The organism is Nostoc sp. DedSLP03, from assembly GCF_034530815.1.
Classification (GTDB): domain Bacteria; phylum Cyanobacteriota; class Cyanobacteriia; order Cyanobacteriales; family Nostocaceae; genus Nostoc.
In genome coordinates this window covers 22,278-34,287 of record NZ_JAVRCK010000065.1, presented here as the reverse complement: position 1 = coordinate 34,287, position 12,010 = coordinate 22,278, and the positions used below count along the sequence as shown (strand labels likewise).

Sequence of the window (12,010 nt, the reverse complement as noted above, 5' to 3'; positions counted from 1 at the left end):
TGCTCCAATACTATAATTTTTGAGTGCCTAACCGCACTGCTTCATTCACCCTTGAGACAAAAAATCATCCGGCTATGTCTTTACCACTCTCGTAAGCCATAACTCTGGGTTTTCTCTTCTTGAGAGGGACTACTTTCGATTGCTTGGGTGCTTGTGGCGGACGGCATGTTTCACAGTAGAGTGGTCGCACACCAAAGGTTTCTCGTTGTGTGGGCTGTTCGCACTGCTTACATACGAAGTTGAAAACGCGAGTGTGAATTTCCCGCTTGTGCGCTCTGACAGTGTACTCTCGGACATCGATTGTTTTGCTGGACATTGATCAGTTTTTTAAGTTGCTATTTATAAATATAGTTTCTTGTTTTTGACTAATAGTATAGCCAGAGCATCATCTTCATGATTAAAACAAGGATAATTGCCCTGGGGAAATATTACCTTTACGTCCGCGATGATACTAGAGCGGGAAATCAATCTAATTAATTAAGATACTCCAAAATATCACTTTTTTGACGGCGAAGAATAGAGAGCGCTTTATGCTCAAGCTGACGGATTCGTTCTCGACTCAAGTTTAAGCGATCGCCAACTTGAGTTAAGCTCAGTTGATGATCATTCTCTAACCCAAAACGTAGAGTTAGTATTTCTCGTTGTATAGGGGGTAGGGATGCCAGCAGATTATTTAAATCAAGGCGCAACAGTTCCTTGGTGAGCCGTTCGTCTGAGGAAATACTCTCATCAGGTAAGATATCCAATAGCTCAGTGTCTTGATTGTCTCCCACACGCAAATCCAGAGAAACTGGCTGCTTTGAGACACTGAGATATTCTCGAACCTGGTTAGGCTTTAAATTTAATTCTTCAGCAATTTCGGTGACAGTAGCATGGCGACCAAGCTTTTGAAAGCTTTCTCGCTGTACTTTTTTAATTTTATTAAGTCTTTCGGTTAGATGAGTTGGCAATCGAATAGTACGAGATTTTTCTGCAATTGCACGTGTGATTTCCTGACGAATCCACCAGTAAGCATAGGTTGATAGTTTGTAGCCTTTGTTAGGATCGAACTTCTCTACCCCTTTTTGCAAACCGAGTGTACCTTCCTGAATTAAATCGAGGAATTCTAAATTGTGGTTCTGGTATTTCTTAGCAATAGAAACCACTAGCCGCAGGTTTGCTGTCACCATTTTATGTTTAGCTTTTTGACCTTGTTGAACGATTGACTGTACTTCAGCTTCGGTTTGCCCAAGCGAGGTAGCTAATTCTCTTGCAGTTGGTTGGCGGTTTAATTGAAGTGCAAGGCTTGAACGATGTTCTTCAATCACCATCATCTGCTGCAACGCCCTTGCATTTGTAATTTCTTGCTCAGGAGTTAGCAGAGGGTAGCGTCCGATTTCTTTAAGGTAGGAGCGAACTAAATCGGTAGTTGGGCTAGGCATACTTTCAATTAGTTGTGACGACTACTTTTATTTTTCGTTTGAATAGAAATTTTTATTTCAAGAATTAGCTAGCAAATTAAATCTTAACTATAGACTTAACCCAATTTTTATCTTTGGAAAGCAAGTTTATAAATATAATACTTGAAATCTAAAAATAGGTAAATACTAAAAGCTGTTTTATTTGACAATTAAGCTTTAAAGCAACAGAGAAGTTTGACTAAATTAAATCAGAGAGACGCTACGCTAAATTTAGAGTGAATTCCTCTCTTGAAGAGAGGAGACGTTCAAATTCGCTTCATATTTGGACAAGGCTCAAAGACGCTTTGCGTAAATCAATTGAAAATTACAAATACTTAGTTGATAAATAATCATGGATATGCAATCTCTGCTCACTTTGACAATAGTAGCTATCTTTTGGGCATTCGTTACTCTTGTTATGTTCCAGTTCATTAATGGACTATTTGTATCGGCTGCTTATGCTAGTAATGTGGTTTCGATTGGCAATCTAAATATAGCGGCTTCTACAATTCCATCAGTATCAGAAATAATCACACCACAACAAGTTCAGACTTTTGAAAAATTGCCAGATCCTTGGATGTTAGAGGATGAAGTTGTTCATTGTACCAGTAACGAAGCAGTTATTATCTCATTCCCTGTATTAAGATTACTGCCTCCAGTTAAAGAAGTTTCACCACAACCAAAACGTACTACTCGTTCAAATAAAGCTAACAATTATGCCAACAATTCACCGAAAACTAAAAAGGCTGATGTAAATTCTTCAGGCAAACGCAAGCCAGGTAGACCGCGTAAAGCTGGCTAATTCGCTTTTTAATTCTCGTCCGATCACCGAAGAATAAATATCTGAAGGTTCAAAAGTTTAAATGAGGCAATTGCTTGCCTCATTTATTAATAAGAGAAAGGCTTCGCCATAGCAAAAGTGAAAAAATAATATTGTGAGTGATGCAATGGTACAGCAACTTTTCACTCAAGGTTCTTTATTCGATTTGCAAACAGTAATCGATTATGGGCAGTCAGTTATTAATGTTGCCCAAGAGCTTGCAAAAGTTTTAATAGATAATCGCCCTCTCTCTACGAAAACTGTTTCTTCCCAGATGAATCGCCACTTTCACGGTACTGCGGCAGAAGGCACATGGCAGTGGAAAGATGCTTACGAAGCTGTGGAAGTGGCGCAAATATTATATCTGCGTCAAAAAGGTTACAAGCCTTTATTAGAGTCGCCGCTAACAGTATTATTGGAATTGGAGAAGTTAGTAGCCCTCTGCCCGACGCATACTCGCCGTAGTGAAGAATCAGTACAGCTTCAGCAATTCTCCACCCCTCTGCCGCTTACTTATCTGGTAGCCAAAGCAGGATTTATACAAGCTACTGATTTGGTGCTGGAGCCAAGTGCCGGAACTGGCCTATTGGCACAAATGGCTAAACTGCACAGTGCAAGTCTGATGCTAAACGAGCTAGCCGACGATAGAAGTAAGATTCTGCGTCGGTTGTTTCCTGGCACTCCACTATTCTCAGTAAACGCGGAACAGATTAACGACTATCTGGTTGGCAAGACTCAGCCCTCAGTTGTGCTGATGAATCCACCTTTCTCTGCATCTCCCAAAATCAACAGTCGCAACCCCGACGCAACTAAGAGCCACATCAACTCGGCATTGCAAAGACTGGCTGACGGTGGACGGCTGGTAACAATCACAGCCAACTGGTTTTCTCCAGCTAACCCAAGCTGGCGAGAGACTTTCCTTAAGTGGCAGGAGAAGGCACGAGTTTTAATGTCAGTCGGGGTTAACGGCAAGGTGTACTCAAAGCATGGTACACAAATCGACACTCGGATTACAGTGATCGACAAAGTTCCGGCTGACTCCAGCGAAATCCCTTGTGTTTCAGAAACCTTGGACTTACCCGAACTGCTGGCGTTGATTGAGCAGTTGCCACAGCGATCTCCGTGGGAACGCTCAGAAAAAGTCAAAGCTGCTGCGAAGGCAATTGTCGTTCAATTGCCAAAACGCTCTGTGGTAGCTCAAGCAGAAACACTTTCTTCAATTCCAGATGTGGTTATTCTGGAATACGAAGTCGTCGAATGGTCTGCTACAGAAGGACTCAAAGATACTTTATATGAAACCTATCGCCCACAACGAATCAGAATTAAAGATGCTTTACCTCATCCCTCACTGCTTTGTGAGAGTGCAGCCCTAGCACTTGTCTCACCACCGGCTCCAACTTACAAACCACATCTCCCACGCAACATCATCACACAAGGCTTGTTGTCAGAAGCACAACTTGAAAGCGTCATCTACGCAGGTCAAGCACACTGTGAATTTCTGTCTGGGTTTTATATTGTCGATGATTCATGGGATAATGTGACTGTAGCAGCAAATAGCTCAGAAAATGCTGTGAAATTTCGTCGTGGCTGGTTCTTAGGCGATGGGACGGGTGCTGGTAAGGGTAGACAATGTGCAGGAATCATCCTCGACAACTGGTGTCAGGGGCGCTCTAAAGCCATTTGGGTATCCAAAAGTTCTGCTTTAATTGAAGATGCCCGTAGAGACTGGTGTGCGCTCGGAGGTAGTGAGAAAGATATCATTAACCTGAGCAACATTAAGCTTGGCGATCCAATTCCCTTCACCCAAGGCATTCTGTTCTGCACTTACTCAACTCTACGTTCTCAAAAGGGAGGTAAAAGTCGGCTTAAGCAAATCGTTGAATGGGCAGGAGCAGGCTTTGAGGGAGCGATCGCTTTCGACGAATGCCACAGTATGGGCAATGCAATGGCGCAAGAGGGTAAACTGGGCATGGTTGCAGCATCCCAACAAGGCATTGTTGGGCTGAGGTTGCAAAACGCATTACCACAGGCACGGGTTATCTACGTTTCTGCTACTGGAGCGACGAAGGTTTCCAACCTATCTTATGCCAATCGCCTGGGACTTTGGCAGACTGGAGATTTTCCGTTTACCTCCCGTGAGGATTTTGTGGAATCCATTGAGGGCGGTGGTATCGCTGCGATGGAAATCGTAGCCAGGGATCTCAAGGCTTTGGGGCTGTATCTGGCGCGGAGCCTTTCATTCGAGGGAGTTGAGTATCAAACTCTCTACATTGATTTAACGCCGAGGCAGGAACGGAGCTATAACAGCTATTCCGATGCTTTTCAGGTTATTCACCATAATTTAGACAAAGCCCTGGAAGCTTGTAATATCTCTGGTGACAAAACTTACAACCGTGCTGCAAAGATGTCTGCTAAGTCGCAGTTTGAAAGCCATAAACAGAGATTCTTCAATCATCTGCTGACCGGGATGAAATGCCCAGTCCTAATCAAAGCGATTGAGCAGGATTTAGTCCAAGGTCTTGCTGTTGTCATTCAAATAGTTTCGACTAATGAAGAACTTTTGAAACGACGACTTGATGAAGTTACGGCTTCCGAATGGAAGGATCTCAATCTTGACTTGACCCCACAGGAATACGTTATGGATTACCTGATGAGTGCTTTCCCCATTCATCTGCATTCCATTCATTCTGGCGAGGATGGAGAAGAAAGATCCGAGCCAGTCTTTGACGCTGATGGCTCTCCAGTTATTTCTATTGAAGCTGTAGCCTTGAGAGATGCGTTAGTCGATAAGTTAGCAAGCCTTGATCCCATCCCCGGCGCATTAGAACAATTGCTGTGGCATTTTGGTCACAAGCAAGTGGCTGAAGTCACAGGTCGCAGTAAACGAGTTCTGAAAGATGAATCTGGACGTTTGTTTGTGGATTCACGCGGTGGTGGCGCGAATATTGCTGAAACTGCTGCGTTTATGCAGGGAGACAAGCAAATCCTCATTTTCAGTGATGCCGGCGGCACAGGCAGGAGTTATCATGCTGATCTAAATGCTGCGAATCGTAAACGGCGATCGCACTATCTGCTTGAAGCCGGCTGGAGGGCAGACAATGCAATTCAAGGTTTAGGGCGATCGCACAGAACCAACCAAGCATCAGCACCCGTGTTCCGACCTGTTACCACTAACGTCATCGGTGAACGCCGCTTTATCTCAACCATCGCTCGAAGGCTCGATAGCTTGGGCGCTCTTACTCGCGGTCAACGGCAGACGGGTGGCAATGGGATATTTGAGGCTAAAGATAATCTGGAGTCGAACTATGCAGAACACGCGCTGTATGAATTATTCAGACAAATATACCAAGGTCGATTTTATGAAGTTCCACTAGGGACTTTTGAGCAAATGACTGGACTCTCGCTCACTTCCCACGAAGGCGGCATGAAAATCGATCTCCCACCCCTGCGCCAATTCCTTAACCGACTGCTGGCTTTACGCATTGATATGCAAAACATCATTTTCGAGCGTTTTGAGTTGTTGCTAAGTCAGCAGATTGAAGCAGCGATCGCTGCTGGTGTCTATGAAATGGGGGTGGAGACTTTACGGGCTGAACGGTTTACTGTTGAGAGCCAGGAAGCTGTATATACTCATACTCAAACTGGTAGCATCACCAATTACTTGAAAGTGGAACGCACCCAAAGAAACAACATCAGAACTGCTGACGAGATGTTAGAGTTCGCCACTCAATATCTTGGAAGGCTAATGATCAACTCCAAGTCTGGTAATGCTGCTGTGTCAATTCCGACGCATAGTATCTACGACGCTGATGGTGGAGTTGTACCAAGAGTTTTGCTGATTCGTCCACGCATAGAACTGGTTAATGCTATCTCACTGGCAGAGCGACTCTTAGCTGTTGGATGTTTTACCGAGATCATCAACTGGCAAAAGCGGATATTCATTCCAGTTTCAGACAAAGCCCCAGCTATTCTAGCGGCTGTGATTGAAATCTTGGGATAATTCCCAACTTCAAAGGCCCAGGTATTTAATCTGGGTCTTTTTTACCCTTAAAAAAAATAATAAGCTCTTTTTTTTATTTAATCGCGATAACGCGAGTTTACTATAACGCTAGTTTCGGATAACGCGACATTGTTATAATACAAACTTGTTATCAAAACTGAAAAATTGTTGTACGGTAAGGATCTTACTTCTCTAGTAGCACTATTAGCCTACTTGCTAAATCGCGATAACGCGAGTTTGCCATAACGCTAGTTTCGGATAACGCGACATTACTATAATGCGAAGTCGCTATAAAAATTTGCTGGTTATTGAGGACACTTACATGAGCCATGAAGTAACAGCACGAAAAACTAAAGTGATTGCAGTGGGCAATCAAAAGGGAGGAGTTGCAAAAACTAGTAACCTGATTCATATTGCAACTGCTTTAGGTGAAATGGGAAGGCGATGCCTAATATTCGATTTAGATATGAACCAGGGAGCTACCCGGCATTTAGGAATTCCTAGCGAAAGCTTCCTTGGTACTTTTGAAGTTTTGACTGGGGAAGAAGAACCAACAGATGTAATCATTACCCCTGATGATGGAGTAGAGTTACCTAAAAATATTCATTTGATTGCAGCTCGTCGAAATCTAGAAAAGATAGATCAAGCACTCGCAGCTAGAGATAAGTTTTTGGTTACTCAAGATGTTTTGATTAATCCTTTACGCAAGCTTGCTGGAATGTATGATTACATCTTTCTTGATACAGCGCCTAATGCAACTACACCAACAATTGCAGCCTATAAGTCGGCTGACTGGTTTATTCTTTCAGCCACTCCTGACCCATTTGCTATCGCAGGACTTAATGATGCTTTAACTGATATTCAAGGCGCTCAACGTTACGGCAACCCGAATTTACGTTTGTTAGGAGTAATTCTTTGTTGTGTAGATAGCAGAACTATATTAGCTAGTTCTCTAACTGAATATGTCGAGAAACTTTTTTCTGATGGTAGTAAGTCTTTAAAATTTGATACACTCATCAGCCGTTCTACGGTTGTACCTCAGTCCCAAAAGTTAGGGAAGACAATTTTCCAAACTGCACCAAACCACAAAGTCACAAACCAATATCGTAAGCTGGCTAAGGAAATAGAAGCTCGTATTGCTGAGTTTGAAGAACCAGTTACAACATCTACTATAAAATCTGCTGTTTCAACAAAGCGAGGCAAAAAGTAGTTACCAATGGCTAAACGTGTTTCAGGAAATGAAAAACCCTACCGCCCAGTAGACGAAGCATTGGTACGGTCTGTTCTCAGGGGTTCAGATTCAGAGGAAACAACTTCAGTTTCAGATAATACTGCTGCTCTATCTGTGAGAGATTCAACTTTATCGGAGCAAATAACTCTTGACCCTCAACAATCTCCACCAATACAACCGGAACCTGTAATCGAAAAATTAAGTCGAGAGAAGCGAGTACTTTTGACTAAATCTGAGGAAAGGGAAATTGAACGATTCGTCTCTCGCCTTGCCGAGGAACTAGAAACTCCTCTCAAGCTTAGTCATGTATTAAGGTCTTGCATGACAATTCTTCGACACGCGCAGAAAGAGATTATTGCACAAGCTAGTCACTCAGAAAAGCTAGAGCGCCCACCAAATGGTGATCCATTAGCTCTGGCTGAGTTTGAGTATAAGCTTGCACAAATCATCTCAGATGCTCTTTCTAAAACACCACCACTTGATTGATACTCACCGTTAACTAATCATCGCGATAACGCGATATACAGAGAAAGTCAAACCTGATTTCTACTGTTATCTTTGTTTAACTAAAAAAACTTTATTAAGGCTAACCAATTAGAACCAGCGATCTCGACTCTATCATCGCGATAACGCGATATAGAGTGATAGCTAGATCACTCCCTATTCCCAGTATTACGCTCAAAAGGGTTAACCTTACGTTACTTAATCATCGCGATAACGCGATATAGGATGAAAGCCGCATCACTCCCTATTCCCAGTATTACGCTCAAAAGGGTTAACCTTGCGTTACTTAATCATCGCGATAACGCGATATAGGATGAAAGCTAGCTAGTATTGTAAAGGAAATTACTTTTAATTGATATTTTAAAGGCAGAATGGAATCTACTAAGCGACCACCCAAGCCAACACAACAAAAACTGATTAAGCACATCCCTGCGGCTAATTAACCAATAGCACAGGAATTGCTCAATAGTGATGCTCAAGTAGAATTATCCCAAGATATAGTGGAAACGACTGCTGTTCATGCAGTCCCAAAAACAATAGCTCAGTCAACTGAGAACGCATCTAAACCGACAGAGAAACAAAAGTTATTTAGCCCTACCCCGGCTGATGACAAGTTGTCGGAAGAACTCACAACTGGTCAACAGCCTGGCCATCCCCCTGTCGAGGAAAAACCCCTAGAGCCGCCAAAAGTTGAGCCGCAGGTGACTGGCAAGCGCAACAAGAAAAAGATAGATTCACCACCAGCAACCAAACCTTATATACCCTTTCAAGACCGCCTCGAAGAACCAGAATTACCGCCAGAACCCTGTCAGCACATGCAATTCCTGGATTGCAACTTGGAGGTAGGACGTGTGATATTCGAGTGCTATCACTGCCAACAGGGGATAATCAGCGAGTACACCGGAGATCCCCTAATGGGCGAGTACAAAGGACGACCTTCGGTGATTTTCACAAAGGTAAAATGCCCTAACTGTGAGCAAACAGCGATTAGGCTGCAAGCAAGGGAAGTACTTTCGATTACGGCGATACCTTCACCTTGGGCAGAAAAGTAAAATATGCATCGACTGCTCTTTTTAATTCGTTATATGGGAAGATTTTGAAAATTGCTCATGGGGTATATATAGCCCCCATATATACCCCAACAATAGTTCAGGACTTTGGTAACATTTTGACCCCCATATAGGGTATATATAGGTGCTAATTAGGGTACATTTGACTGACTGACATTTTATACCCCATTTAGCCCCCAAGGGGTTATGATAAGCTCTTGAGTTGGGAAAATAAGGGTGAAGTTATTTTATTCTTCTTTTTCTTGCTCTTGCAGATTACTGGAACAGATAATTTTCACTTTCTCAAAGTGTATTACTTGGAGCAGATGTCAAACATTCACACCTTACAAAAAATTTTTCCTGCGGGTTTCGATAACGGTTACGGAAGTCTCAAACTTTTAGTCGAAGGATTTGAAGTAGTTCGTGTCCCCAGCTATATAACCAATGCTGAAATGGAGGATGTACCAGGGCGTGTAGTTTTTAACGGTAGTGCTTATACAGTTGGAGAGTCCGCTTACAGGACAGGAAATTATTTTGACCGGAATACCGATAATAATGAAAATAAAGTCAACAACGCGTTGCTGACTTTACTGGGTGCATTGGCACATCTACCACACCGTAAGGCTTGGCACTTAAAATTAGTTGTCAGCTTACATGACGTTGGTCTAGCTGACGAATTGCAAAAAGTACTAAACGGAGAATATCAGCCAATACTTGCTGGCAAACAATCAGACGTGAAAGTAGAAGTGCTGAAAGTTGTACTAGAGGGTATGGGTGCATTATTTGGGCATCCACTACCGAAAAAATTAACCATTTTAGACTTTGGCAATGGAACAACCCTGTATTCTCGTTACAACCGGGGTCAGCGAGAAGTTCACACTGCTTACCCCATCGGTGTAGAAGTTCTCATCGATGATATCTCCCAAAAAATGAAACATTTGAATGGAGGAAAAATTGGGGATGCTTCCAAAATCCGATTTTGTTTGGAAATGGGGCATACCAGGTACAGCCGTGACATCGATATCAAAGATGTTTACAGCGCTTGTTTGAAAGATTGGTATGAAAAATACTTGAAGAAAGTGGTGAATCTGACACTGGATGCCAAGCATCAGGGGGATGAAATCTGGGCGATTGGTGGAGGTTGCCTGTTACCCGGATTTAAAAAGCTGTTGGAGAAAAACGGCTTCAAAATCCTGGACAATCCGGTAGAAGCCAATGTCTCTGGGCTTTTAGAGATGGCAAAGACCATTTCTGCCAAGAATCCAACTACTACATCTCTTAAGTAAAGTTATAACAATGGCAGATAAAAAAGACTTAGCACCGGAAAAAGTTCGCCTTAAAGATAATTACCGAGAGCGCATATTTGCAGAATCGCAAAAACTAGATAAAAGCTACCTGGACACGCTTTACTTTATAGTTGATTGCTATTTTGTTTTCATCAAGGCTGGATTACCTGCACTCCTGAATTTAAGTATCCGTGAGTGGATTTGTTCAAGTTGCCAAACAACTCACTCACGACAGAGATGACAATGCTTCACGGAACTTTTTTTTGAGGAAAGTATGCACTCTTACTTTACTAAAGAGAATTTCGAGTTTGGCATAAGAGCCGCTATCGTCCCGAAGCGCGATATATCATCGAAGCAATTTGGGTGTGACTGAACAGCAAAAAGAAAATGCCAATAAATCTACACCATTGATGCTTCTAGTAATGACTGACCGAGATAACCTCCTACAGCTTTGACACCAGGTAAAGCGAAGAAATATCCACCACCAATGGGGCGAATATACTCCTCTAAAGGTTCCCCAATCAAGCGATTTTGCACCGTTACAAAGCCCTTTTCTAGGTCAGCCTGAAAACAGACAAACAACAAACCCATATCTAAATGTCCGGCTTTGTCAAACCCGCGTGAATAGTTGAAACCACGCCGCAGAATCAAACCTAACTCTGATTTGCGTGGATTAGCAAGGCGGATATGAGCATCTAAAGGGATTTGTAGACCTTTGGGATCTTGAGCATAATTGGGAATATCTTTCTCGTGGTTCATCCCCAAGGGTGCGCCAGAATCCTTACTGCGTCCAATAATTGTCTGTTGCTCCTGTAGTGGTGTACGATCCCAGCGTTCGACTAAGTTACGGATTACCCGCACAACTTGATAGCTTCCCCCTACTGTCCAAGCTGGTTCGCCGTTGTTTGGCTTTACCCAAACAATCCGGTTCATCAATTTATCATCGCTAGCATCTAGATTTGCTGTGCCATCTTTGAAACCAAGCAGGTTACGCACTGTGGTTTTGCCAAGCTTTTTATGAGTATTAGGTGGTAGAAATCCCTCTATTTGCCAACGCAGAGTTATCAAATCAGGCAGATTCTTAATAATATCCCGCAAAGCGTGGATGTTCGCTTCTTCTGTGTTGGCACAAAATTGTAGCAGTATATCCCCATGACACAAATTCGGGTCAAGTTGGTCATTGGGAAAACCTGGCATGGTGTTTAACCGCTTGGGTTTTAATTTCCCAAGTCCAAAACGGTTATCGAAGAGTGAGTCACCCACTGCTAGGGTGATGGTAAGGTTATCGGGAACCACTACAGAACCAAGAATTCCCGAATCACTGGGTGGAAATTTGGGGTCGCGTAGCTTGGGTGTTCCCCCTGCCATGAGAAACTGAATGCGATCGCTCAAGGTTTGAAACAAGCGCACCAAATCCGGTTTGGTTTTAGCTGTTGTGTCAAATGCCACCATCAGAGCAGAAGCCGGGACAGGGGTGATAATACCTGCTTGGTGAATACCAAAAAATGGCACAGTCTCTTCAGATGGGTCTTCAGCAGTTTCCGAAAGAGTGCGATAACCCAAACTGGTCAAAGCTGCTACTCCACCTGCTGCTGCCATACCAATCAGCAAGTCACGACGGCTGATGCGGGGAGTAATACGTAAACTTGGTTGCTCCGAACTTGACATAGTTTACTTTTCT

Annotated in this window: 10 protein-coding genes; 7 read left to right on the top strand and 3 right to left on the bottom strand. The window is 43.0% G+C overall.

Annotated elements, in window-relative coordinates:
• Positions 1-64 precede the first annotated feature (64 nt).
• Together RM368_RS26110 and RM368_RS26105 are read right to left on the bottom strand one after the other, a co-directional pair.
• Complete coding sequence (locus tag RM368_RS26110; protein WP_322696731.1) at positions 65-316, bottom strand: hypothetical protein; 252 nt, start codon at positions 314-316, stop codon at positions 65-67.
• Between the two features lie 157 nt (positions 317-473).
• Positions 474-1,421, bottom strand: a complete 948-nt coding sequence (locus tag RM368_RS26105) for an RpoD/SigA family RNA polymerase sigma factor (RefSeq protein ID WP_322696730.1) — start codon at positions 1,419-1,421, stop codon at positions 474-476.
• Between the two features lie 436 nt (positions 1,422-1,857).
• Here RM368_RS26105 and RM368_RS26100 point away from each other — a divergent pair, with 436 nt between their 5' ends.
• The 7 genes from RM368_RS26100 (at position 1,858) to RM368_RS26070 (ending at position 10,570) form a co-directional block, all read left to right on the top strand.
• Entirely contained in the window at positions 1,858-2,241 is a 384-nt protein-coding gene (locus RM368_RS26100; RefSeq protein WP_322696729.1) for a hypothetical protein, read from the top strand.
• 145 nt (positions 2,242-2,386) lie between these two features.
• A complete protein-coding gene (locus RM368_RS26095) occupies positions 2,387-6,259 on the top strand; it encodes a strawberry notch-like NTP hydrolase domain-containing protein (protein ID WP_322696728.1) in 3,873 nt (1,290 codons plus the stop codon).
• Positions 6,260-6,581: 322 nt separating this feature from the next.
• Entirely contained in the window at positions 6,582-7,469 is an 888-nt protein-coding gene (locus RM368_RS26090; protein ID WP_069074076.1) for a ParA family protein, read from the top strand.
• Between the two features lie 6 nt (positions 7,470-7,475).
• Positions 7,476-7,976 carry a hypothetical protein gene (locus RM368_RS26085; protein ID WP_322696727.1) on the top strand — a complete coding sequence of 167 codons (501 nt, stop codon included), beginning with the start codon at positions 7,476-7,478 and terminating at the stop codon, positions 7,974-7,976.
• A 476-nt stretch (positions 7,977-8,452) separates the two neighbouring features.
• Positions 8,453-9,046, top strand: coding sequence for a hypothetical protein (locus RM368_RS26080; RefSeq protein WP_322696726.1), 594 nt, complete (start codon positions 8,453-8,455; stop codon positions 9,044-9,046).
• 323 nt (positions 9,047-9,369) lie between these two features.
• A complete protein-coding gene (locus RM368_RS26075) occupies positions 9,370-10,329 on the top strand; it encodes a ParM/StbA family protein (protein WP_322696725.1) in 960 nt (319 codons plus the stop codon).
• A gap of 10 nt (positions 10,330-10,339) precedes the next feature.
• A complete protein-coding gene (locus RM368_RS26070) occupies positions 10,340-10,570 on the top strand; it encodes a hypothetical protein (protein ID WP_322696754.1) in 231 nt (76 codons plus the stop codon).
• Between the two features lie 158 nt (positions 10,571-10,728).
• Here RM368_RS26070 and efeB read toward each other — a convergent pair whose 3' ends face one another.
• Positions 10,729-11,997 carry an iron uptake transporter deferrochelatase/peroxidase subunit gene (gene efeB / locus RM368_RS26065; RefSeq protein ID WP_322696724.1) on the bottom strand — a complete coding sequence of 423 codons (1,269 nt, stop codon included), beginning with the start codon at positions 11,995-11,997 and terminating at the stop codon, positions 10,729-10,731.
• Between the last annotated feature and the right edge of the window lie 13 nt (positions 11,998-12,010).

Bases quoted from the DNA above. Each gene is read 5' to 3' on its own strand.
- RM368_RS26085 (WP_322696727.1), top strand. From the start codon at position 7,476: ATGGCTAAACGTGTTTCAGGAAATGAAAAACCCTACCGCCCAGTAGAC.
- efeB (WP_322696724.1), bottom strand. From the start codon at position 11,997: ATGTCAAGTTCGGAGCAACCAAGTTTACGTATTACTCCCCGCATCAGC.
- RM368_RS26100 (WP_322696729.1), top strand. From the start codon at position 1,858: ATGTTCCAGTTCATTAATGGACTATTTGTATCGGCTGCTTATGCTAGT.
- RM368_RS26095 (WP_322696728.1), top strand. From the start codon at position 2,387: ATGGTACAGCAACTTTTCACTCAAGGTTCTTTATTCGATTTGCAAACA.
- RM368_RS26075 (WP_322696725.1), top strand. From the start codon at position 9,370: ATGTCAAACATTCACACCTTACAAAAAATTTTTCCTGCGGGTTTCGAT.
- RM368_RS26090 (WP_069074076.1), top strand. From the start codon at position 6,582: ATGAGCCATGAAGTAACAGCACGAAAAACTAAAGTGATTGCAGTGGGC.
- RM368_RS26110 (WP_322696731.1), bottom strand. From the start codon at position 316: ATGTCCAGCAAAACAATCGATGTCCGAGAGTACACTGTCAGAGCGCAC.
- RM368_RS26070 (WP_322696754.1), top strand. From the start codon at position 10,340: ATGGCAGATAAAAAAGACTTAGCACCGGAAAAAGTTCGCCTTAAAGAT.
- RM368_RS26105 (WP_322696730.1), bottom strand. From the start codon at position 1,421: ATGCCTAGCCCAACTACCGATTTAGTTCGCTCCTACCTTAAAGAAATC.